The sequence below is a fragment of the Nocardia amamiensis NBRC 102102 genome, from assembly GCF_001612745.1.
GTDB lineage: Bacteria > Actinomycetota > Actinomycetes > Mycobacteriales > Mycobacteriaceae > Nocardia > Nocardia amamiensis.
Genome location: NZ_BDBA01000083.1, coordinates 20,520 through 42,455 on the forward strand (window position 1 = coordinate 20,520; position 21,936 = coordinate 42,455).

General features: G+C 69.2%; 20 protein-coding genes and 1 riboswitch. Of the genes, 10 read left to right on the plus strand and 10 right to left on the minus strand.

Features of this window, described 5'->3' with window-relative positions:
* Nucleotides 1–245 precede the first annotated feature (245 nt).
* Nucleotides 246–1,211: a 5'-3' exonuclease gene (locus tag NA4_RS17215; RefSeq protein ID WP_067470652.1), complete on the minus strand. Its 966-nt coding sequence runs from the start codon at nucleotides 1,209–1,211 to the stop codon at nucleotides 246–248.
* A gap of 83 nt (nucleotides 1,212–1,294) precedes the next feature.
* Between NA4_RS17215 and NA4_RS17220 the strand changes: the two genes are divergently transcribed.
* The gene (locus tag NA4_RS17220) at nucleotides 1,295–2,422 is read left to right on the plus strand and encodes a M24 family metallopeptidase (RefSeq protein WP_067470654.1); all 1,128 of its coding nucleotides are present in this window, start codon (nucleotides 1,295–1,297) and stop codon (nucleotides 2,420–2,422) included.
* Between the two features lie 21 nt (nucleotides 2,423–2,443).
* Here NA4_RS17220 and NA4_RS17225 read toward each other — a convergent pair whose 3' ends face one another.
* Complete coding sequence (locus NA4_RS17225; protein ID WP_067470655.1) at nucleotides 2,444–2,887, minus strand: PPOX class F420-dependent oxidoreductase; 444 nt, start codon at nucleotides 2,885–2,887, stop codon at nucleotides 2,444–2,446.
* Between the two features lie 266 nt (nucleotides 2,888–3,153).
* On the opposite strand from NA4_RS17225, the gene dprE2 reads away from it, so the two are divergent.
* The 4 genes from dprE2 to NA4_RS17245 all read left to right on the plus strand — a co-directional run bounded on the left by dprE2 (nucleotide 3,154) and on the right by NA4_RS17245 (nucleotide 6,627).
* Nucleotides 3,154–3,909 carry a decaprenylphospho-beta-D-erythro-pentofuranosid-2-ulose 2-reductase gene (gene dprE2 / locus NA4_RS17230; RefSeq protein WP_067470656.1) on the plus strand — a complete coding sequence of 252 codons (756 nt, stop codon included), beginning with the start codon at nucleotides 3,154–3,156 and terminating at the stop codon, nucleotides 3,907–3,909.
* Nucleotides 3,888–5,180 (plus strand): precorrin-6y C5,15-methyltransferase (decarboxylating) subunit CbiE, encoded by a 1,293-nt coding sequence (cbiE, locus tag NA4_RS17235; protein ID WP_084497178.1) that lies wholly within the window; start codon nucleotides 3,888–3,890, stop codon nucleotides 5,178–5,180. The genes dprE2 and cbiE overlap by 22 nt, the downstream gene beginning before the upstream one ends.
* Nucleotides 5,181–5,257: 77 nt before the next feature.
* Entirely contained in the window at nucleotides 5,258–5,875 is a 618-nt protein-coding gene (locus NA4_RS17240) for a DUF8020 domain-containing protein (protein ID WP_067470658.1), read from the plus strand.
* Between the two features lie 2 nt (nucleotides 5,876–5,877).
* Nucleotides 5,878–6,627 carry a cobalt-precorrin-6A reductase gene (locus NA4_RS17245; protein WP_218022311.1) on the plus strand — a complete coding sequence of 250 codons (750 nt, stop codon included), beginning with the start codon at nucleotides 5,878–5,880 and terminating at the stop codon, nucleotides 6,625–6,627.
* Between the two features lie 47 nt (nucleotides 6,628–6,674).
* On the opposite strand, the gene NA4_RS17250 is transcribed toward NA4_RS17245, so the two are convergent.
* The 5 genes from NA4_RS17250 to NA4_RS17270 form a co-directional block, all read right to left on the minus strand.
* Entirely contained in the window at nucleotides 6,675–7,205 is a 531-nt protein-coding gene (locus tag NA4_RS17250) for a PadR family transcriptional regulator (RefSeq protein WP_245671434.1), read from the minus strand.
* A gap of 56 nt (nucleotides 7,206–7,261) precedes the next feature.
* Nucleotides 7,262–7,699, minus strand: a complete 438-nt coding sequence (locus NA4_RS17255) for a hypothetical protein (RefSeq protein ID WP_157129088.1) — start codon at nucleotides 7,697–7,699, stop codon at nucleotides 7,262–7,264.
* Between the two features lie 32 nt (nucleotides 7,700–7,731).
* Nucleotides 7,732–9,297 carry a precorrin-3B C(17)-methyltransferase gene (cobJ, locus tag NA4_RS17260; RefSeq protein WP_067470664.1) on the minus strand — a complete coding sequence of 522 codons (1,566 nt, stop codon included), beginning with the start codon at nucleotides 9,295–9,297 and terminating at the stop codon, nucleotides 7,732–7,734.
* Nucleotides 9,294–9,929 carry a precorrin-8X methylmutase gene (locus NA4_RS17265; RefSeq protein ID WP_067470666.1) on the minus strand — a complete coding sequence of 212 codons (636 nt, stop codon included), beginning with the start codon at nucleotides 9,927–9,929 and terminating at the stop codon, nucleotides 9,294–9,296. The genes cobJ and NA4_RS17265 overlap by 4 nt, the downstream gene beginning before the upstream one ends.
* Nucleotides 9,930–10,016: 87 nt before the next feature.
* Nucleotides 10,017–10,454, minus strand: a complete 438-nt coding sequence (locus tag NA4_RS17270) for an Lrp/AsnC family transcriptional regulator (RefSeq protein WP_067470668.1) — start codon at nucleotides 10,452–10,454, stop codon at nucleotides 10,017–10,019.
* A 137-nt stretch (nucleotides 10,455–10,591) separates the two neighbouring features.
* Between NA4_RS17270 and ddaH the strand changes: the two genes are divergently transcribed.
* Nucleotides 10,592–11,437, plus strand: a complete 846-nt coding sequence (gene ddaH, locus NA4_RS17275; RefSeq protein ID WP_245671435.1) for a dimethylargininase — start codon at nucleotides 10,592–10,594, stop codon at nucleotides 11,435–11,437.
* Nucleotides 11,438–11,461: 24 nt separating this feature from the next.
* Here ddaH and NA4_RS17280 read toward each other — a convergent pair whose 3' ends face one another.
* Both NA4_RS17280 and NA4_RS17285 read right to left on the minus strand, forming a co-directional pair.
* Nucleotides 11,462–12,703: a ferredoxin-like domain-containing protein gene (locus NA4_RS17280; protein WP_067470672.1), complete on the minus strand. Its 1,242-nt coding sequence runs from the start codon at nucleotides 12,701–12,703 to the stop codon at nucleotides 11,462–11,464.
* A 98-nt stretch (nucleotides 12,704–12,801) separates the two neighbouring features.
* Nucleotides 12,802–13,821 carry an alpha/beta hydrolase gene (locus NA4_RS17285; protein WP_245671436.1) on the minus strand — a complete coding sequence of 340 codons (1,020 nt, stop codon included), beginning with the start codon at nucleotides 13,819–13,821 and terminating at the stop codon, nucleotides 12,802–12,804.
* A gap of 331 nt (nucleotides 13,822–14,152) precedes the next feature.
* Between NA4_RS17285 and NA4_RS17290 the strand changes: the two genes are divergently transcribed.
* The 4 genes from NA4_RS17290 (at nucleotide 14,153) to NA4_RS17305 (ending at nucleotide 20,862) form a co-directional block, all read left to right on the plus strand.
* Entirely contained in the window at nucleotides 14,153–15,211 is a 1,059-nt protein-coding gene (locus NA4_RS17290) for a hypothetical protein (protein WP_067470674.1), read from the plus strand.
* A 362-nt stretch (nucleotides 15,212–15,573) separates the two neighbouring features.
* The gene (locus NA4_RS17295; RefSeq protein WP_067470676.1) at nucleotides 15,574–16,356 is read left to right on the plus strand and encodes an SAM-dependent methyltransferase; all 783 of its coding nucleotides are present in this window, start codon (nucleotides 15,574–15,576) and stop codon (nucleotides 16,354–16,356) included.
* Nucleotides 16,357–16,451: 95 nt separating this feature from the next.
* Nucleotides 16,452–16,551: riboswitch (cobalamin riboswitch) on the plus strand.
* A gap of 33 nt (nucleotides 16,552–16,584) precedes the next feature.
* A complete protein-coding gene (gene cobN / locus NA4_RS17300) occupies nucleotides 16,585–20,157 on the plus strand; it encodes a cobaltochelatase subunit CobN (protein ID WP_067470678.1) in 3,573 nt (1,190 codons plus the stop codon).
* A 174-nt stretch (nucleotides 20,158–20,331) separates the two neighbouring features.
* Complete coding sequence (locus tag NA4_RS17305) at nucleotides 20,332–20,862, plus strand: DUF8020 domain-containing protein (protein ID WP_067470680.1); 531 nt, start codon at nucleotides 20,332–20,334, stop codon at nucleotides 20,860–20,862.
* A gap of 86 nt (nucleotides 20,863–20,948) precedes the next feature.
* Here the strand turns inward: NA4_RS17305 and NA4_RS17310 are convergent, their stop codons facing one another.
* Nucleotides 20,949–21,908, minus strand: coding sequence for a helix-turn-helix transcriptional regulator (locus NA4_RS17310; RefSeq protein ID WP_067470682.1), 960 nt, complete (start codon nucleotides 21,906–21,908; stop codon nucleotides 20,949–20,951).
* Nucleotides 21,909–21,936: the final 28 nt, after the last annotated feature.

Sequence of the window (21,936 nt, forward strand, 5' to 3'; positions counted from 1 at the left end):
GGCCGCGAACGGGCAATGCTCGGTCTCGCTGCGCTCGAAAGCGGGAGTCGGGGCGGTGTGGTTGCGTGGGGTGGTAGCAGCACGACCTGGGTGCGCACCGTGATGCTGGTGGGCGAGTGCGGCTGGCAACTTCGTCGCGGACCTGTCGGTCGCTCGGACGCGGACTCGGTTTGTCTTGCGGCGCCTTCATTCCGGCATGTTCGCGGCCCATCGCATGGTGCGCAGTGGGCTTCTTCGTATCGGGCTCAGGCGGTGCGTGCCCCGAGCGCGGTGATCAACCGAGTCACGGGGCTTTCGGCGTTGTAGGCGGTGGCAAGGGCCCGCAGCCGGTCCGGGTCGGCGGGCTCGGCCGGGAGGACGTCGGAGCGGGAGAGCGCGACGTCGGCGTCGCAGACCACGCGGACCACCGGCGCGGCGGCCTTCAGGTAGTCCTCGGCGGCCCGGAGCCGGGCGCGTGTGCCGTTGGCCAGCTCGGCGCCGGGATCCTCGACGGCCGCACGCAGCGCCTCGAGCGAGCCGAAACGGGAGATCAGCGTGGCCGCGGACTTCTCGCCGATGCCGGCCACCCCGGGTAGGCCATCGGAGGCGTCACCGCGCAGCGTGGCCAGGTCGGCGTAGGCCGGGCCCGCATTCCGCACCGGCACACCGTATTTCGCCGCGACTTCGGCCGGGCCGAACAGTTCCGCCTTGGCCAGCCCGCGTCCGGCGTAGAGCACCCGCACCGGGGGCGTGGGCTCGTCCCGCACGAGCTGCAGCAGATCGCGGTCGCCGCTGACCACGATCACCGCGTCGGTACGCTCCCGGGTGGCCAGGGTGCCGAGGACATCGTCGGCCTCGAGGCCTTCCGCCCCGCCGGTCGCGATGCCGGCCGCGTCGAGCACCTCGAGGATCATCTCGACCTGCGGTGTCAGGGTGTCGGGCACCGTTTCCGCCCCTGGTGCGGCCTCCGGGGACGTGTCCAGCCGGTGCGCCTTGTACGACGGCACCAGCTCCACCCGGTACGCGGGCCGCCAGTCCAGATCGAGGCACACCACCAGCCTGACCGGCGCGTACTTGGTGATCAGCGAGGCCACCATGTCGGTGAAACCGCGCAGCGCGTTCACCGACCGGCCATCGGGCGCGGTGATCTTCTCCGGGATCGCGTGAAAGGCGCGGAACCAGAGACTGGCACCGTCCAACAGCAACAGGGGCCCAGCGGGAGCAGAGGTCACGCGCTGAGGCTACTCGCCCGCACCGACACCACCCGGCGAAGTTCGGCGTTCCTCCGGCAGGTGTGGCGGGTAACGTCGGACGAATGAGCTCGCATACGGATTCCAGGTTCGCGGCGGACGTCTACGGTGCTCGGCTGGAGCGGGCGGTGGAACTGATCCGGGCCGCCCATCTGGATGCCCTGCTGATCACTCCCGGGCCGGACCTGCGCTACCTCATCGGGTCGGCGGCCGAGTCGTTCGAGCGGCTGACCTGCCTGGTGATCCCCGCGGACGGGGCGACCCCGTCGGTGGTGATCCCGAAACTGGAGCTGGCTTCGCTGGACGCCTCGGCGGCAGGCGAATTGGATTTGCAGGTGCTGGACTGGGTCGACGGTAGCGACCCCTATGCCCTGGTGAAGTCCGCGCTACACGTGGGTTCCCGGGTGGCCGTCGCCGATGCCATGCCCGCGCTGCACCTGCTGCCACTGGCCGAATCCTGCACCGGCCTCCCGGTCTCCGCCACCCCGGTGCTGCGCGAACTGCGCATGATCAAAGACCCGGCCGAGGTGGACGCGCTGCGCCGGGCCGGCGCGGCGATCGACCGGGTGCACGCCCGGATGGGGGAGTTCTTGCAGGTCGGGCGCACCGAGGCGGAGGTAGGACGCAGTATCGCGGAGGCGATCGTGGCGGAGGGGCACACCGAGGCGGCATTCGTCATCGTCGGCAGTGGCCCCCATGGCGCCGACCCGCACCACGGGGTCTCGCAGCGGCCCATCGAGTCCGGGGACGTGGTGGTGATCGACATCGGCGGCCCGGTCGAACCCGGCTACTACTCGGACTCGACGCGCACCTACGTGCTGGGCGATCCCGATCCGGAGGTGGCCGCCCGGTACGCCGAACTCGAGCACGCCCAAGCGGCGGCGGTCGCGGCCGTCCGGCCCGGTGTCACGGCCGCCGCCGTGGACGCGGCAGCGCGAAACCCGTTGACCGAGGCCGGTTTCGGTCCCGCCTTCGTGCACCGCACCGGCCACGGCATCGGCCTCTCGGTGCACGAGGAGCCCTACATCGTGGCGGGCAACGACCTAGTCCTGCAGCCGGGCATGGCCTTCAGCGTCGAGCCCGGCATCTACTTCCGCGGCGAGTGGGGCGCGCGCATCGAGGACATCGTCGTCGTCACCGAAGACGGTGGCGAGTCGCTGAACAACCAGCCGCACGGCCTCACGGTGCTGTGACGCACGGTCGCCGCCGTGCCGCTAGGCGGTGGCGCCGTTGCCTTCGGCTTTGCCGTCGGTAGCCGGTGCGGCGAGGGTGCTGCTGGACAGGACGCGCCGGACCTGGATGGCGATCACCACCCGGGTCGGGTTTTCCCTGGGTACCCGGTAGCGGCCCGCGTACCGCTGCACCGCGTCGGCGACACTGTCCTGGTCGTCGAGCACGGTCGCCGGGCCTTCCAGCGTGATCCACCGGACGCCGTCGACCTGGCTGACCGCCGCGTATCCCGAACGGCGCACGTTGCGCACCTTCACCGAGCCGTCATTGGTGATCACACGCGCGATCCCGGCGTCTTGATCCCAGGTGAACCCGACCGCCACCACGTGCGGCGTCCCATCCGCCCGCAACGTCGTCAGCGTGGCGAGATGCCGCTCGGCAACGAACTCGAGAGCGGCGGTCGACAATTCGGCGGTAGTGGTCGGCATCCTCCGACGGTAGCCCCTGCCGGGTACCCGCCACCCGGCAGCCCGACGACTGCGCAACCGCTTCGGCCGGATGCATCGGCTCGTCGGACGGATCGACGTCCTTCGTGACCCGGTCCGCCGTCCGCGGACTCCGGGCAGACGAGATGGACATGCCCTGGGTGCGCCCGCACCGGCGCGGGATCTATCGACAAACATCGTCGGCACGTGCTGTCGACGGGTCACCGGGGTGTTCAGCGGCGCGGCGGACAGGTGACAGACTGGGGCGCATGGGAACGCGTGGGTTGGTCGACGGAGCCGTGCTGCTGCTCGGCGGTCGGAGCGAGATCGGACTGGAGGTCGCCCGGCGTCTGGCACCCGGGCGGACGGTGATTCTCGCGGCGCGGCGCAGCGACGAGCTGGCCGAACAGTGCGCGGAGATCGAGGCTGCCGGTGCGAGCGCTGTGCACACGATCGAGTTCGACGCCGACGACTGCGCGAGCCATCCGGCGCTGCTGGAGAAGGTCGCCGCTGAGCATGGACGGATCGGTATCGCGGTGCTGGCGTTCGGCGTGCTCGGCGATCAGCGGCGTGCCGAGAAAGACCCCGCCCACGCGGCGGCGATCCTGCACACCGACTTCGTCGCGCAGGCCAGTGTCCTCACCGTCCTGGCGAATCTGCTGCGCGCGCAAGGCGAAGGGCAGCTCGTGGTCTTCAGCTCGGTGGCGGGCGTCCGGGTCCGGCGCGCCAACTTTGTCTATGGATCGGCCAAGGCCGGACTCGACGGATTCGTCAGCGGCCTCGCGGACGCGTTGCACGGCAGCGGTGTCCAGCTGCTGCTGGTCCGTCCCGGCTTCGTTATCGGGCGGATGACCGAGGGCATGTCCCCGGCCCCATTCCCCATTACCCCCGCCCAGGTCGCCGACGCCGTGGTCAAGGGCCTGCGCCGAGGCGCGGGCCGGGTCTGGGTGCCCCGGGTCCTGCAGCCGGTGTTCTTCGCGATGCGCCTGCTGCCCCAACCGATCTGGCGCCGGATGCCACGGTGAGAGCCGCAGCGACCCTGGCGTGGACCGGGCCGCCGATCGCGGTGGTCGGGATCGGCGCCGATGGCTGGGACGGTCTCGGTCGGGCCGCCCGCGAAGCCGTCGGCGACGCCGAGATCGTGTTCGGCTCCACGCGACAGCTCGCGCTCGTGCCCGAGGCGGTGACGGCGACGCGGGTCAACTGGCCTTCGCCGTTGCTGCCCGCGCTACCCGAACTGCTCGAGCGGCACAGCGGGGCGCGGCTGTGCGTCCTGGCCAGCGGCGATCCGATGTTCCACGGCATCGGCGTGACGCTGGCCAGGCTGTTCGGCGCGCGGGCGCTGCGGGTCTTGCCGCAGCCGTCGTCCGCATCGCTGGCCTGCGCCCGCCTGGGCTGGTCACTCGCGGAGACGCCGGTGGTGAGCGTGGTGGGGCGGCCGTTGGTGACGGTGCTGCCCGAACTGGCCGACCGCAGGCGGCTGCTGGTGCTCAGCGCCGATGAGCACACGCCGCCGGTGCTTGCGCGGTTGCTGGGGCGGCACGGTTTCGGCGCCTCCGAGCTGACCGTGCTCGAGCAGCTGGGTGGCCCGGCCGAGCGTCTGCACATCGGTGTCGCGAAGCAGTGGGATCGCCCACCCGGCGACCCGCTGAACATCGTCGCGATCAGCTGCGTTGCCGACCCCGGCCAGCCACGGGCCACACGGCTGCCCGGCCTGCCGGACGAGTTGTTCGGCGGCGGCCAGCTGACCAAGCATGAGATCCGCGCGCTGACGCTCGCGGCGCTGGCACCCGCCCCGGGCGAACTGCTGTGGGATGTCGGTGGCGGGTCCGGCAGCATCGCGATCGAATGGTGCCGCGCGCATCCGGCGAACCGTGCCGTCACGTTCGAGCGGCTCGAGCGCCGACGGCTGCAGATCTCCGACAACGCCGCCGCCCTGGGGGTCCCGCACATCGTGATCCGCGGCGGCCTGCGCGCCGAGCTCTCCGGGGACACTGAAATCGCCTCGCCCGACGCGATTTTCGTCGGCGGCGGTCTGACTCAGGATGGCCTGCTCGAGTCATGTTGGGCGCAGCTGCGACAAGGCGGCAGACTCGTCGCGAACGCGGTCACCGCTGAATCCGAATCGCTGCTGCTCAATTGGGCGTCCGTTCAGGGCGGTGCATTGCGGAAGTTCCAGATCTACCGCGGCGAACCGCTGGGAGCCTTCACCGCGTGGCGGCCCCAGCTCCCGGTGGCACAGTGGTCGGTGACGAAAATGCGCGACATCGGGCCGGAACTCCCCACCGATGGGTGAACGCGTTCTCGGTCACGGGGTAGGGTCGGGGCCGAGTTCCGGTCATGATCGGAAATCCGTTCCTGTTGGGGAGATAGATGAAATACAAGAAATTTGCCGCTACCGCATTGTTGGCTGTCGCCGCCACCGGAGTCACCGCCGGTACCGCCTACGCCGCACCCACGCCGCCCGCGGTGCAAGACCAGCCGGCCGCCGAGCCCACGGTCACCGGCGCCGACCAGGGCGTCGGCTACACGCTGAAGCTGGCCGAAGCGGGTAAATCGGTGGTCACCAGCGTGACCGGCGGCGCGTTCAGCGTCGACGCCGACAATCAATCGGTCACCCTGAAGAATTCCGCGGGCGAGACCGTCACCACGATTCCGCTCACCGCGACGGCCAAGGGCCAAGAGGTCCAGATCGCCGCGAACGTCGCCGACGAGGGCAGGCAGCTCACGCTGACGCCGCAGGTCGCCCCGACCGCGAACGCGCCGGTCGCCGCCGAATTCATCGGTGCACAGGAGTGGTTCTTCGCCGAGCTGCAGCGCGCCTCGCTCGGTGCTCTGGTCGGCGGTCTGATCGGCGCCGCCATCGGCATCGTCTTCTTCGGCATCGGCATCCTGCCGGGCGCCGTGCTCGGCGCGCTGATCGGTCTGGCCGTCGCGGGCGGGCCGTCGCTGCTGAACGCGGGTATCGCCTACTTCAGCGGTCAGCCCTGAGAATTCTGATTCTGGGCGGCACCCGGGAAGCCCGGGACCTCGCCCACATCGCTTCCGGCGAGCGAGGATTCGAGATCGTGTCCTCGCTCGCCGGTCGTGTGCGTGCGCCCCGGTTGCCCGAGGGTGAGGTACGGGTCGGTGGCTTCGGTGGCATCGAGGGATTGCGTTCTTGGATCGCGGACAACGACGTGGCCGCTGTCGTGGACGCCACCCATCCATTCGCGGCGGGCATCAGTGCCAACGCCGCCGCGGCCGCGCGTGATCCGGGCGTGCCGATGGTCTGCGTGCGACGGCCCAACTGGCCGGAGCGGCCGGGGGATCGATGGGTACGGGTGCCCGATCTCGCCGCCGCAGCGCAGGCGGCCGCGACGCTCGGCGAGCGTGTGTTCCTGACCATCGGCCGTCAAGGCGTGGACGCCTTCGCGGGACAGCAGCGGCAGTGGTTCCTGATCCGAGCCATTGATCCGCCCGCGGGCCCGTTGCCGCCTCGACACGAAATCTTGCTCGCCCGAGGACCTTTCGAGCTCGAGGACGAATCGCGGCTGATCGCCGAGTACAGGATCGATGTGCTGGTCACCAAGGACAGCGGCGGCGATCAGACCGAAGCGAAGCTGGCCGCCGCCCGCGAGGCCGGAATTCCGGTCGTCCTGGTCGACCGACCGCCCCTGCCGGAGGGCGTGCAGGTCGTGGAAACCGTTGCGCAGGCGATGGATTGGCTACGCGAGAAACGAATCCATCTCGGGCGCAGTTGATCCCTGGCGCGCTCGTATCCGGAAAGAGCCGTCGCGACCCGTTCCGATCAGCGGCCGAGAAGCTCGGGCAGGTGATCGAACCAGTCCAGCACCGCCCGCTCGTAGCGGATCCCGAAATCCAATGTGGCGCGGGCGAAGGCCGACATCGTCTCCGGGTCCTCGGCGAGATACCGCGCCAGCCGTGCCTGATGGATCTCCCGGTTGGCCGCGACGATGCGGTCGAGCCGATCGCGGTCCAGATGCTCGCCGAACGACAGCGTGAGCAGCAGCGGCACCCGGATGGTCTCGCCGCCGGGATCACGGGCCACCCACTCCAGGAAGGCCTCTCGCCCGGCGTCGGTGATGTGATAGGGCGTTCGCTCGCGTGCGCCGGTCTCACCCTTCTCGACCAGTCCAGCGGCGTCCATGGCGGCGAGCTCTCGATAGACCTGACTCTGCGTTATCGTCCAGAAGTCGCCGATGCGGTCTTGCGCCGCCGCCACCAGATCCCACCCCGACATGGGACCTTCGTGCAGAAATCCGAGCAACGACGCCGCCGTGGAGTTCAGCGACTTGCGCGTGGTCGTGGCGTTGGTCAACGACTGCTCCCTTCTGCTGAACATTCCATAGTGGAATGTTACCGGCACGGGCGCGGCTACGCGGTCCCGGCCAACCGGTCGAGCCGGGCGAGCACCTCGGTCATGCCCTGCTCCAGTCGCGCCTGGCCCTGTTCCAGTCGCGTCTGCCCCTGTTCCAACCGGACCTGGCCCTTTTCCAGTACCGTGACCCGTCGGCTGAGTTCGCCGACACGGTCGTGCAGTCCGCTGACGTCCTCGCGCAACTCGCCGACGCTTTCCTGCAGTCCACCGACGTTTTCGCGCAGCTCGCCGACGTCCTCGCGAAGCTCTGTGACAGTGTTCTCGATCTTCTCGACCCGCCGGTCGAGCCGATCGATGCCGTCCAGCGCTTTCCTGGTGAGTCCTGCGAGTTCGCCCAGGACGACGCCCTGTTCGTCGAGTGCTTGCTCGGTCGCGGTGGCCCGTGCCTCCAAGGCTCGCGTGCGCAGCGTCAACTCCGCCAGTGTCGCGGCCAAGTTCCCTCCCATCTCCGGTGCGTCAGGCGATCCTACGCGTTGTCCGCCGCCGCGTCGCGGACCGTCCCATAGCGCCGGGAGGTGTAGACGCGGGTCCCGTAGCCGGTCGCGAACGCGGTCGTGGTCGACGCGCCGATGATCAACAGCGTGCGCATGTCCACCTCGGCGGGGTCGAGATCGCCGAGCGTCACCACGCGCACCGACTCGGCCGGCCCGCCGACGTCACGCCCGACGACGACGGGCGTATCGGGCTTGCGGTGCTCCAGCAGCAGGTCCCGCATCGCGCCGACCTGCCAGGTGCGCTGCGAGGACGCCGGGTTGTAGACCGCGATGGCCATGTCGGCCGCCGCGACGGCGGAAAGGCGTTCTGCCACGACATCCCATGGCTTGAGCCGATCGGAGAGCGAGATCATTGCGTAGTCGTGTCCGAGCGGTGCGCCGACCCGGCTCGCCACCGCGTTGGCCGCGGTGAGTCCGGGAAGCACCCGTACCGGCACCTCGCGCCACTGCGGGTCCGCTGCTTCCTCCAGTACGGCCGCCGCCATCGCGAAAACCCCTGGGTCACCCGAGGATACGACCGCTACCCGCGCGCCCCGCTCGGCCAGATCCAAGGCCATGGCGGCGCGCTCGGACTCCACCCGGTTGTCGCTGGCGTGACGGCGCTGGCCAGGTCGTGGTGGTACCCGGTTCAAGTAGGTGGTGTAGCCGACCAGATCGGTGGCGTCCGCCAGCGCCGCGCGCACTTCGTCGGTGGTCCATTCCGGCGCGCCGGGACCCAGTCCCACGACGACGACCTCGCCGACTCGCCCGGTCGCTGCCCGGGGCATCGGCTGACGGGCAGCTGGATTCGGCTCGGCGTGGGGCAGCGGCGTCGTCGGTTCCGGGCCCGGGACAAGGGTGATGGAGAAGTAGGGGACCTCCGCGTCGTCCACCGCGTCGGCGTGCAGGACGCGTTGCTCGGTGGTGCTGGCGCGCTCGACGTAGTAGGCGCCGGAGAGCCGACCCGAATCCGAAAGTGCCTGGCGGACACCGGGATAGGTGCGGCCCAGTTTCATGATCGCGGCTGCGTCGGTCGCGCGCAGACGCCGGGTGAGTTCGTCCACCGGCATGGTGCCCGGCAGCACCGTGAGCACCTGTTCGCCCTCGACCAGCGGCGTGCCCAATGCGGCCGACGCCGCGCTCACCGAGGTGATACCCGGGATGATCTCGGTCTCGAACCGGTCGGCCAGCCGACGGTGCATGTGCATGTAGGAGCTGTAGAACAGCGGGTCGCCCGCGGCGAGCAACGCGACCGAGCGGCCCGCGGCCAGGTGCGCGGCCAGCCGCTCGGCGGCGTGTTCGTAGAACTCGTCGATCGCGCCTTGGTAGCCGCCGGGATGGTCGGTGGTCTCGGTGGTCACCGGGTAGACGAGGTGCTCCTCGAGTTGACCCTGGCGCATGTACGGCGCGGCGATGCGGCGGGAGATGCTGCGACCGTGGCGCGCACTGTGGAACGCGATGACGTCCGCCGCCTCGATCACCTTGGCCGCCTTGACCGTCACCAGCTCCGGATCGCCGGGGCCGAGTCCGACGCCCCACAGTTTGCCCGGCGCGCTCATTCCTGTTCGCTCGCAATCGCGTTCAGCGCGGATGCGGTGATCGCGCTGCCGCCGCGCCTGCCGCGGACCGTGAGGTACTCGATGCCGCCGGCCGCGATCAGCGCGTCCTTGGATTCGGCGGCTCCGACGAATCCGACGGGAATGCCGAGGACGGCAGCGGGCCTGGGTGCGCCCGCGTCCAGCAGATCGAGCAGATGAAACAGCGCGGTCGGTGCGTTGCCGATTGCGACGACGGCGCCATCGAGGCGGTCGCGCCAGAGTTCGAGCGCGGCAGCGGAGCGGGTGGTGCCCAGAGCCGACGCCAATCCGGGGACGCGCGGATCGGCGAGGGTGCACACCACCTCGTTGTCGGTGGGCAGTCGTTTTCTGGTCACACCGGAGGCGACCATGGTCGCGTCGCACAGAATCGGCGCGCCCGCACGCAGGGCAGCCCGCGCCGCCGCGACGACGCCGGGCGAAAAGGCGATGTCCTCGGCGAGGTCGACTTGCCCGCAGCCGTGGATCATCCGCACCGCCACTTGCGCCACGTCCGGTGGGAACCCGCTCAGATCGGCCTCGGCGCGGATCGTCGCGAACGAGCGACGGTAGATCTCGGCCCCGTCGGTCAGGTAGCTGGCGCGTACGTCGGACATGCGCTCCACCCTATGGGTGCGGGTCCGGACCGGGCGGTCCGGGTTGAGGGGTACAGCACCGCACGATGTCCGGATGACGTTGCCCGCTCAGGTTCGCGGGCGCTCGAGGATCCGCGACATGACGATCGAACTCCGTGTGCGCCCGACGCGCGCGTTCTCCCGGATCCGCTCCACGGTCACCTCGATCTCGGCCATGTCGGTGGCCATCACGTGCACCAGTGCGTCGGCCTCGCCCGCGATGGTCCACACGCCGACCACCTGCGGAATCGGTTCCAGGCTGCGTTTCAATTCGGCGGGGGAGATGTTGTCGCGGTAGTAGACCTCGACATATGCCTCGGTCTTCCAGCCCAGCGCGGCGGGGTTGACCAACGCGGTGAATCCGGTGATCTGCTTGTTCGCGACCAGCCGGTCGACCCGTCGCTTCACCGCGGGCGCGGACAGCCCGACCGCGCTGCCGATCTCCTGGAACGAGGCGCGCGCGTGCTTGAGCAGCTGTTCGAGAATCCGCCGATCGAGGTCGTCCACATCACACTCCTGGTGCCTTCGCGCAATGAACTATCGATTTCTGGCTGAGATTAGCAACAAATCGTTGTTTCTGACGCAATAGTAGTCGACTTACCTTCGTCTCAGCTGAAAGTCCCCGCCGACCTCCGGGAGTTCCGTTGACGTCTGTAGCCACCCTCCGAGTCGAGACCGCGGCCCGTGGTTCGTCGCCGCGCCGGTTCCTCATGTGCCGACCCGATTACTTCGACGTCACCTATTCGATCAACCCCTGGATGAATCCCGCCGAACCGGTCGACCGCGACCTGGCGATCGAACAGTGGGAGACGCTGCGCGCCACCTATGCGGCATACGGGCACATAGTCGAGGTGGTGCCCGGCATCCCGGGCCTGCCCGACATGGTGTTCGCCGCCAATGGTGGTCTGATCGTCGGGGACCGGGCGATGTCGGCCCGCTTCACGCATCCGGAACGCGCTGCCGAAGGTCCCGCCTACCACGAATGGTTCGCCGGGGCCAGGCTGCCGAATCTTGTAGCCGCCGGGGAATTGAACGAAGGGGAAGGTGATTTCCTTCTGGTCGGTGATCGGCTCTTGGCGGGCATGGGTTTCCGCAGTTCGCTTGCGGCGCACGAGGAGGTATCGCGGCACTTCGGTCTGCCCGTGGTGTCCCTGGAACTGGTCGATCCGCGCTTCTATCACCTGGATACGGTGCTGCTTCCGCTGGACGACCGCACCGTCGCCTATTACCCGCCCGCCTTCAGCCCGGCGGCCCGCGCGATTCTCGCCGAGCTCTACCCCGACGCGATCGTGGCCACCGACGCGGACGCGGTGGTACTCGGATTGAACGGTGTCTGCGACGGTGCCAATGTATTCCTCAGCAGCCGCGCTTCCGATCTGAGCGAATCCCTGCGCGAGCGCGGCTACAACCCGGTCGGGATCGAGATGTCCGAACTGCTCAAGGCGGGCGGAGCCGTCAAATGCTGCACCCTCGAGATCCACGGAAGGTGACGCGGCACGCAGGCCCGGCGACGATCAGCCGATGCGGTAACCCTCGTCTGTCGCGACGATATCGGTGACCTGGCCCCGGGGGCGGCCACAGCGGCGGTCGCAGCCGGACCAGTGTTGCCGCCCGGCCACCGAAATATCGGTAGCCGCGATCCGGGGAGGCTCCGAGACCTGCTGCTGCGCAGGTTCTTCCGGGTCGGCATCCCGGTCATCCGCGCCATGCTCGCGAGGGTACGTCGCGGGCAGCACACGGCCCGTGTCGACCGCGTCGGACACATCGGCTCGGACGTCGGTATGCGACTTCGCGCAACCGGGCTGCCCGGCGCAGGCGCTGACCAGCAGCCATGGCGAGTCGGCGTCGAAGATCAAACCCATCGGGGCCAGCACGCGCACGACCTGTTCGGCGGCCCACGCCTCCAGGTCGGCGACCACCAGGCCGCGCCACGGCGTGACGACGATCGGGCGCTCGACCGCGGCGAGGAATTCGGCGGTGCGGGCGGGGAGGCAGCCGAGGCGCACACCGGCGCCGAGGCTGACCAACCCGTCTTCCTGCTCCAGCCAGCCGATCGGAAGGCTCTGCCCCACAGGTAATTCGAGCCGATCTGCGACAGGCGAGAGCCCGAGGAGATCGACCACCCGATCAGCGCCCTGTTCGATGTCGTGCAACCGCCACCGTCCCGCGTCCTCGCCGCGCAGCTCCAGGAATCCGTGCGCCGCGGCCAGCATGACCTCGACCGTGTCGGCCGCCCGGAGTCGGACGCCGCTGTCGCGGCCCGCCAGCAGCAACGCGAACTCCTCCGCGCCGAGCGCGTGCACCCCGATGTCGGCGCCGAGCCCGCTGACATCGCCGCGACCGTCATCGAGGGTGAACAGCACCCGGCCGGGCAACTCGGCCAGCCGTGGCGCGGCGAGCAGGCCGGTGTCCAGCGCAGGGCCCAGCGTGCGCACGTCCGCCAGGCCGCCGACACGTCCGGACAGCGGCGAGGCGATGATGTTGCGCACCCGTTCGTGTGTGTGGCTGGGCAGGAGCCCAACGGCGGCGAGCCGGTCTGTCAACGCCGCCGCGTCGCGTACCTGCCGCAATTGGACGTTGCCGCGCGAGGTGAGTTCGATATTCCCGTCCGCCAGGTCACGGGCAGACTCCGCCAGTGCCTGCAACTGAGCGGAGTTCAGCAGCCCACCGGGCACCCGGATCCGCGCCAGGGGACCGTCGGCCGCCTGGTGCAGCCGCAGCACACCTGGACAGGAATCGGGACCACCTCGTGTCATAGCTGGTCCAGCCTACGGACCCGTCAGCACGACACCGCCGGCGCGTCCACCCGAGGAGCGTCGAAGCACTCGCTGCGGTGAGCCGTCCGGGAGACCGGTCACTTGGTGATGGAGTCCATCCAGTCGATCACGGCGGACCGGTACTCGGCGGTGTTGCGTGCGAGATTGACCGAGTGGCCGCTACCGGGCAGCACGAAGGTGCGCAGTCGTGCGGCCGGGCCGAAGAACGGCGCTTCGGCGGCAAGCAGCGTCTCGGCATTCGCGCAGACCGCGTAACCGGGTCCGCAGGACAATCGGTCCGAGCTGCCGTTGACGATCAGGACCGGGGCGCTGATGAAGTTGGTCATCGGCGGGAGAGTGGAGGTCAGCCCGTCGGGATATTCCGTCGGCGAGAAGACCTCCTTGGTCGCCTCGTCGACCGCGAGAACCTCGGGGTCGGCCGTCTCGGGCGCGAAGAAATTGCGTGCGCGGGTTCCGGGCCGCGTGGCGAGGTAGCCGGGATCGTATCCGCGCCCGGCGAACTGGGGATCTTCGGCGGCTGGATGATAGGTCGCGATCACGCCGAGGACTTCGGAAACGTTGAGGGCGTGGGAGAACCCGGTGAGCAAGACACCGTCGACATCCTGGTAGGTGCTCGCCTCCATGACGCCGATACCGGAGCTGAGCGAGTGGCCACCGGTGACGACCTTGCCGAACGGCGGCGCGCCCGCCAGTCCCCGGCGCAGGGCCTGGACGATGTCGTGCAAGGCGCGTGCGGACACCGACGCCGTCAGCTGCGTGCTGGGCGGCCTGCTGCTCGCGCCGTTACCGAGCCGATCGACCACGAGTGTCGCGTAACCCGCGGCGTTCATCGCGCGCCGGAAGTTGTAAGTCTCCGGGGCGTAGGGGAAATCCCAGTACGTGTGGTTGTAGTTGGAACCCGCGATCAGCACCATGACCGTGTCGGTCGGCTGCGCTGTGGGAACGCATAACGTACCCGCCATCACCCCGAGCGGCACCGGAATGGACACCGATTCACAGCGATCCGGCGGCGTATCCTCCGCGTGGGCCACGCCTGGTGTGAGGCAGAGGACCATTGTCGCAGCGGAAGCGAGGATCGACCGTACCGAGATTCGCACGCGACGCAGGCTATGCGCCAACCATGTCACGCGCAATACCCGACCTCTGTCCAGCAGCTGTCCGTAACGCTCACTGCACCAATACCTTTCATCTGTCATGGTGACAGGTTCGACAGAGGTCGCTGCCTCGCATCGAACCATCGCCCGCAGAGAGTGGTTCTCTGGTATTCCATCGCGGCGGTCGAGTAGGCGGCCGTTGTGTGTCGAGGTATCCGGCGAACGCCACTACCGCACATAATGGTCCGTGGCTATCGCGGAGTAGAGCCGCATGAGTGTCCCGGCCCAGCCCGGGACGACCCGGTGAACTGAGGAGCGCGGGAACGTGGGTTCGATGGTGCAAGGGGCGGGCACGCGGGCGGTGCACTTCGTCGGAAGTTTTCCGGCCGAGAGCACGGATGTCGCGATGCGAGCGATGCTCGATGGCGCGGGTCCGCGGTTGCGTACCCTGCCCACGGGGGAGACTCGGCGTTACGAGTTCTACATCCAGCCGATCATCGAGGATTTGGTTTCCCAAGGCGCATTGGAGGTGCGAAAGCCCGGCGGCTGGCAGTCGAGCAGGCACCGCACGATCCATCGGGCCGCGCGCGGGACCGAATTGTGCGGCGACGTCATGGATCTCGGGTACCTCAGGGAGGCCGAGGAGGCGTGGCCGACATTCCGGAAGCTGCGCGAGGATCGGCAGTTGCCCGATCTCGCCTTGCAGATCGGCATGCCGACCGATTTCACGCTCACGTTCATCGCCTTGGGGGCATCCGGGATCCGGCCGCACCGGCAAGCATTCATCGACGCCACCGTGCGCGACATCACCGCGATTCGCGAGTTGGCCGGTGACGACGTCGTCGTGCAACTCGAGGCCACCGCGGAACTGGTGCTGCTGGCCAAGGCGCAGCCGTTCCACCGCCAGGTGGACCGGATGCTGGGATTGGGCCGCGGCATCGCCGCGCTGGCCGCGGCAGCCCCTGCGGGAACCCGATTCGGGGTACACCTGTGCCTGGGCAGTCTGCGCAACAAAGCCCGCGGGAGGCTGCGCGACGTGCGGCCGTTCGTGGATCTGGCCAATTCCGTCGTCCGGCACTGGCCGCACGGACGCGTCCTGGAATACCTGCACGGACCCTTCGCGGGAGGCGACAGACCGCCCTCGTCGAAGAGCGAATTCTATGCGCCGCTCGCTGACCTGTCCCTCTGCGAAGGCACCGATTTCTATGCCGGATTGGTGCACGATATTCCCAGCGAGGAACAACAATTGGAGACATTGGCGGCTATCGAGCACGCACTTGGACGCCCTGTCGACGGGGTCGCCAGCGCATGTGGACTCGGCCGCCGTCCCCGTCCGGTCGCCGATGTGCTCATGGCGCGGGCCGATGCGCTGGCGGCGGCACCGCACAACTGAGTCTGCTCCTTCGTTCACGTTGGTGTCGGAGGGCTTCTCCTGGAAGGCAATTGAGTAGCGGATTCGGTGCCTCATGGGAGACCTCTGACGGCCAATTGTGTGCGCTCCGCTGCCGCTACCTCTGATTGTCCAGCGTGGCAGTGCTCCTGCGTTGTTCCCGAGCGTGTGATCCACCGGCGCACGCCGAGCGTCGTGTTGGCGACGAATGGCCAGAAGGCCGGCACCACAGCATCTTTCGAGCAGTACGCGCACGCTACAGTGGCGCGGCGCCGACATCGGCTTCCTCACGACAGAGCGCGTCACCTGCAGGTGACAATTTGTTACGATTTGGTCAAGGTTATCGGAGAGGTACGGTGTCGAGCATGGAGCGAGCACCGCGTGGCGTCGATCCGACCACGCCGAACTCCGCTCGGGTGTACGACTATCTGCTCGGCGGCAAGGACAACTACGAGGTGGACCGGGCGGTCGCCCGTCGCATGCTCTCGATCGCGCCCGACACCAAGACCTTGGCCTGGTTCAGCCGCCAATTCCTGGTGAACGCAGTCCAGTTGGCGGCCGAGGCGGGCATTCGGCAGTTCATCGATCTCGGTGCGGGCATCCCGACCTCGCCCAATGTCCACGAGGTCGCGCGCAAGACCGATCCGTCGGCGCGGGCGGTGTACGTCGACTTCGACCCGGTCGTGTACGCGCACTGCAATGCTCTGCTGGCCGCTTCGGACGGCGTGGCGGCGATGCTGGGCGATGTCCGCCGTCCGGACGACATCCTGGACCGGTTGGCATCCGGGAAGCTGATCGACTTCGACGAGCCGGTCGCGATCACGCTGGTCGGCGTTCTGCACTTCGTGATGGACGACGAACACCCCGCCGAGATCGTCGCCCGATTCCGCGACGCGATCGCCCCGGGAAGCTATCTGGCCTTCACGCACGGCTCCGACAGCAGCGATCCGGATTTCATCAATCAGTCCTCGGCGGACACCGCCAAGTCCTCGGCGCAGGTGAGGTATCGATCCGCGGCGCAGGTCGCCTCGTTCTTCGACGGCTTCGACATGCTCGATCCCGGCGTGGTGCCCCTGCAACAGTGGCTCGACGACGACCTGCCCGCCACGCGGCTGGTGCTCCTGGGCGGGGTAGTCCGCAAAGCGTGACGCGCGCGCGACACCTAGCTGCCCGGGCTAGTGCGACCGGCGGCTGGCCGGTGCGGCACAACCACATGCCGGCGAACCCGCTCCGGGCGGCAGGTAGCATCGGCGTGCTCGGCGGACGACGAGGAAACCGGTGAAAATCCGGTGCGGTCGCGCCACTGTAGAAAGCCAGACCCTCTCCGGCGAGCAGCGAACCCCCGATGGGCGCGTCACCCGAGGAAGGCTGCCACCGTGATTGTGCTGTTGTCCACGTCCGACACCGATCTGCTGAGCGCGCGCGCCAGCGGCGCCGACTACCGGTGGGGCAATCCGGCCCGCCTGCTGGCCGACGACCTACCCGGTTTGCTCGACGGCGCCGATCTGGTGATCGTGCGCATCCTCGGCGGCAAGCGGGCGTGGGAGGACGGGCTGGAGGTGCTGCGCGCGAGCGGCGTACCGCTGGTCGCGCTCGGTGGCGAGCTCGCGCCCGATGCCGAGCTGATGGAATGCTCCACCGTGCCGGGCGGCGTCGCGGCCGACGCCCACAACTACCTCGCCGCCGGCGGCCCGGAGAACCTGCGCCAGCTGCACAACTTCCTGTCCGACACCGTGCTGCTCACCGGGCACGGCTTCGAGCCACCGATCCAGCTGCCCAGCTGGGGCGAACTGGACCGGGTCGCGGCGCCGGTCGACGGCCCGACCGTCGCGGTGATCTACTACCGTGCCCAGCACCTCGCGGGCAACACCGCCTACGTCGACGCACTGTGCACCGCCATCGAACAGGCGGGCGCGCGTCCGTTGCCGCTGTTCTGCGCGTCGCTGCGCACCGCGGAACCCGAGCTGCTCGCCACCCTGCGCCGGGCCGACGCGCTAGTGGTGACGGTGCTGGCCGCGGGGGGCACCAAACCGGCGACCGCCTCCGCCGGCGGCGAGGACGAAGCATGGGACGTCGGTGCGCTCGCCGACCTGGACGTCCCCATCCTGCAAGGCCTGTGCCTGACCACCGGCCGCGCCCAATGGGAGGCCAACGACGACGGCCTGTCCCCGCTGGACGTCGCGACCCAGGTCGCGGTGCCGGAGTTCGACGGCCGGATCATCACGGTGCCGTTCTCGTTCAAGGAATTCGACGCCGACGGGCTGTCCACCTACGTCCCCGATGCCGAGCGCGCCGCCCGGGTCGCCGGCATCGCGACCCGCTACGCCCGGCTGCGCCACATCCCCGCCGCGCGCAAGCGCGTCGCGGTCATGCTGTCGGCCTACCCGACCAAGCATGCCCGCATCGGCAACGCCGTCGGCCTGGACACCCCGGCCAGTGCGATCCGCCTGCTCACCGAGATGCGCGCCGCCGGTTATGACCTCGGCGCGCCCGGCGAGGTCCCCGGCTTGGACGAGCGCGATGGCGACACCCTCATCCACGCCCTGATCGCTGCGGGCGGCCAGGATCCGGACTGGCTGACCTCCGAGCAGTTGGCGGGCAACCCGATCCGCATCAGCGCCACGACCTACGCCGCATGGTTCGACAGCCTGCCCGCCGACCTGCGTGCGGCCGTCGTCGAAGCGTGGGGCCCGCCGCCCGGCGAACTCTACGTCGACCGCTCGTCCGATCCCGGCGGCGAGATCGTCATCGCCGCATTGCGCTTCGGCAACGTGGTGCTGATGGTGCAGCCGCCGCGCGGCTTCGGCGACAACCCCGTCGCGATCTACCACGATCCCGACCTGCCACCCAGCCATCACTACCTGGCCGCGTACCGGTGGCTCAGCGCTCCAGAGGGATTCGGCGCCGACGCGATGGTGCACCTGGGCAAGCATGGAAACCTGGAGTGGCTGCCGGGCAAGACGCTCGGCATGTCGGCCTCCTGCGGCACCGATGCGGCGCTCGGCGACCTGCCGCTGATCTATCCGTTCCTGGTGAACGACCCGGGTGAGGGCACCCAGGCCAAGCGGCGCGCGCACGCCACCCTGGTCGATCACCTGATCCCCCCGATGGCCCGCGCCGAAAGCTACGGGGACATCTCGCGGCTGGAGCAGCTGCTCGACGAGCACGCCAACATCTCCGCACTCGACCCGGCCAAGCTGCCCGCCATCCGCCAGCAGATCTGGACGCTGATGCGCGCCGCCAAGATGGACCACGACCTCGGCCTCGCCGAGCGCCCGGACGAGGATTCCTTCGACGACATGCTGCTGCACGTCGACGGCTGGCTGTGCGAGATCAAGGACGTCCAGATCCGCGACGGCCTGCACGTGCTCGGCCAGGCGCCGACGGGGGAGGGCGAGCTCGACCTGGTGCTGGCCATGCTCCGCGCGCGCCAGCTGTGGGGCGGTGAGCGCACCGTGCCCGGCCTGCGCGAAGCACTCGGGCTCGACGAGTCGGGCAGCGAGGCGCGCGAGCGCGTCGACGCGGTGGAGAGCAGCGCCCGCGCACTCGTCGCGGGATTGCAGGCAGCGAACTGGTCGCCGGACGCGGTCGACGGCATCACCGACAATCCCGAGGTCCGGCGGGTGCTGCGGTTCGCGGCCACCGAGGTGGTGCCGCGCCTGCGACAGACCTGCGTCGAGGTCGACCGGGTGCTGCACGCGCTCGACGGGGGGTTCATCCCGGCGGGCCCGAGCGGCTCGCCGTTACGCGGCCTGATCAACGTCTTGCCGACCGGACGCAACTTCTACTCGGTCGACCCCAAGGCCGTGCCGTCGCGGCTGGCCTGGGAGACCGGCCAGGCCATGGCGGAGTCCCTGCTGGACCGGTACCGGGCCGACCACGGCGAGTACCCACGGTCGGTCGGCCTCTCGATCTGGGGCACCTCCGCCATGCGCACCTCGGGTGACGACATCGCCGAAGTCCTTGCGCTGCTGGGTGTCCGGCCGGTCTGGGATGAGGCCAGCCGCCGGGTCAGCACGCTCGAGGTGATCTCGCTCGAGGAACTCGGCCGTCCCCGCATCGATGTCACCGTGCGCATCAGCGGATTCTTCCGCGACGCCTTCCCTCATGTACTGGCCTTGCTGGATGACGCGGTCGGCCTGGTCGCAGGTTTGGACGAACCGGGCGAAGCGAACTACGTGCGCGCGCACGCCGAAGCGGATCTGGCCGAGCACGGCGACCGGCGACGCGCCACCACCCGCATCTTCGGCTCCAAGCCGGGCACTTACGGCGCGGGTCTGCTGCAGCTGATCGACTCGAAGAGCTGGCGCACCGACGACGACCTCGCCGAGGTGTACACCACCTGGGGCGGCTACGCCTACGGCCGGGATCTGGACGGCGCGCCCGCCGCGGCGGACATGCGTGGGGCGTACCGCCGAATCGCGGTGGCCGCGAAGAACACCGACACCCGCGAACACGACATCGCCGACTCCGACGACTATTTCCAGTTCCACGGCGGTATGGTCGCCACGGTTCGCGCGCTGACCGGCAAGAACCCGGAGGCCTACATCGGTGACAGCACCCGGCCCGACGCGGTGCGCACCCGGACGCTGTCGGAGGAGACCTCGCGGGTGTTCCGGGCCCGCGTGGTGAACCCGCGGTGGTTGGAGGCCATGCGCAGGCACGGGTACAAGGGCGCGTTCGAGATGGCGGCGACCGTCGACTACTTGTTCGGCTACGACGCCACGACCAATGTCGTGGCGGACTGGATGTACGAGAAGCTCACGGAGAGCTACGTATTCGACGATGTGAACCGCAAGTTCATGGAGCAGTCCAACCCGTGGGCCCTGCACGGCATTGCCGAGCGGCTGCTGGAGGCGGCGGAACGGAAACTCTGGGAGCATCCCGAACCGGACACGCTCGACCGGCTGCGCCAGGTCTACCTGGAGACCGAAGGAGAACTGGAGTAGCGGGGTGCCGCCATCCCATGATCGCTCGGTGTGCCGCGAAATACCCGACTTAGCAAGACATTTCGGGCATCGAACGCGTTCCGGAAATAGTCATGCGGAATGCCTATAATTGATAGCATTTCACGGCTGTACCCAGGTAACGACAGATCGAATCTGCTGAGGATGGGATGGCTCATGAAGCTCAGAAAAGTGGTTGCGACCACGCTGCTGACCATTGCCGCCACCGGCGTCACGGCGGCGACCGCGTACGGCCAGGCCGAAGTATCCGACCCCGCGATCAGCGGCGTCGACCACGGTGTCGCCTACACCGCTACGGTCGCGCCGGACCGGTCGAGTGCGACGGTCACGCTCGCTTCCGGCGCGTTCGCCTTGACGCCGGACGGTATTACGGTACTGGCGCCGGACGGCGCGGTGGTCGCGTCGGTGCCGACGACCCTGCAGACCGTGATGGGCCAGCACGTCCGGGTGTCGCCGGAAATCGACGAGTCCGCGACGACCTTGACGTTGACACCGGTCGGAGCCGCCATGCCGGCGCCGGGCGCGCTGCGGTTCATCGGTGACCCGCAGAGCACGCTGGGGGGCTTGGCGATCGGCTGCGCCATCGGGGCGGCGGTCGGTCTCATCTTCTTCATCGTCGGGGTCTTCCCCGGTTGCGTGGTCGGTGGCCTCATCGGTGCCGCCGCCGGCGCAAGTCGCCCGATCTGAGCAAGAGTTTCCGCATCGGCCGCGCTCGGCATCCAATTGCCGGGCGCGGCCGATGGCCTGTCGCGCGAATCACGTTGGTCCGGGCGCTATCCCTGTCCCGCCGCGCGCTGAAATCGTGCCGCGGTGGCGACGAGGTGCTCGGCGAGCGCGGGGGCGTCCAAGACTTCGAAGTCGGCGTCGGCGAGGCCGAGGTACAACGTCAGTAGCTGCGGCGAATCCGAACCGACATGCACAACACAGTGCCCTGGACCGTCCGGCTCGACTTCCACCGTCGCGGGCAGGCGCGCCCGGATCGCCTGCGCAGGCGCGGCCATGCGCACACGGGCGCGATAGCGCCACGTAGCCGCGTCGACCCCGCGCTGCACCCGCTCGGCGATCTCCTGCTCGGTTACGGCGCGCGGGGTGAACCGAGGACCGTTCGGAATCTTCGGCGTGATCCGGTCGACTCGGAAGGTGCGCCAGTCGTCGCGCGCGACGTCCCAGGCGACCAGATACCAGCGACCTCGCAAGTGCACCATCCGGTGCGGCTCCACATCCCGCTGGGACGAGGTCCCCGAATGGTTTTCGTAGTCGAAGCGCAATCGTTCGCTCGCCCGGATCGCGCCGGCGACCGCGGTGAGCACCGCCGCCTCCACGGTCGGCTCTCCGCGACCGGGCACATGCACGGTGGCGGAAGTCAGCGTCTCGACCCGGTGCCGCAATCGTGCGGGCAGTACCTGCTGCAGCTTCGCCAGCGCTCGCACCGAAGTCTCCTCGATGCCGGTGACCGCGCCATTGGCGGCGGTGACCAGCCCCACCGCCACCGCGACCGCTTCCTCGTCATCGAGCAGCAGCGGCGGCAGCGCCGACCCGGCGCCGAGCCGGTACCCGCCCGCCACACCGGGCGTGGCGTGCACCGGGTACCCGAGCGTCCGCAACCGCTCGATGTCGGTGCGCACCGTTCTGGTGGAGACGCCGAGCCGCTCGGCCAGCGCGGGCCCGGTCCAGTCGCGGCGCATCTGCAAGAGCGACAGCAGCCGCAACAGCCGCGCGGAGGTTTCCAGCATTCCTCGATCATGTCAGCTATCGCGGCAG

Coding starts and splice junctions, on each gene's coding strand:
- NA4_RS17220 (WP_067470654.1), top strand. CDS start 1,295: ATGAGCTCGCATACGGATTCCAGGTTCGCGGCGGACGTCTACGGTGCT.
- cobJ (WP_067470664.1), bottom strand. CDS start 9,297: ATGAGCGCGCCGGGCAAACTGTGGGGCGTCGGACTCGGCCCCGGCGAT.
- NA4_RS17290 (WP_067470674.1), top strand. CDS start 14,153: ATGGTGCAAGGGGCGGGCACGCGGGCGGTGCACTTCGTCGGAAGTTTT.
- NA4_RS17225 (WP_067470655.1), bottom strand. CDS start 2,887: ATGCCGACCACTACCGCCGAATTGTCGACCGCCGCTCTCGAGTTCGTT.
- NA4_RS17280 (WP_067470672.1), bottom strand. CDS start 12,703: ATGACACGAGGTGGTCCCGATTCCTGTCCAGGTGTGCTGCGGCTGCAC.
- NA4_RS17240 (WP_067470658.1), top strand. CDS start 5,258: ATGAAATACAAGAAATTTGCCGCTACCGCATTGTTGGCTGTCGCCGCC.
- NA4_RS17265 (WP_067470666.1), bottom strand. CDS start 9,929: ATGTCCGACGTACGCGCCAGCTACCTGACCGACGGGGCCGAGATCTAC.
- NA4_RS17295 (WP_067470676.1), top strand. CDS start 15,574: ATGGAGCGAGCACCGCGTGGCGTCGATCCGACCACGCCGAACTCCGCT.
- NA4_RS17310 (WP_067470682.1), bottom strand. CDS start 21,908: ATGCTGGAAACCTCCGCGCGGCTGTTGCGGCTGCTGTCGCTCTTGCAG.
- NA4_RS17305 (WP_067470680.1), top strand. CDS start 20,332: ATGAAGCTCAGAAAAGTGGTTGCGACCACGCTGCTGACCATTGCCGCC.
- dprE2 (WP_067470656.1), top strand. CDS start 3,154: ATGGGAACGCGTGGGTTGGTCGACGGAGCCGTGCTGCTGCTCGGCGGT.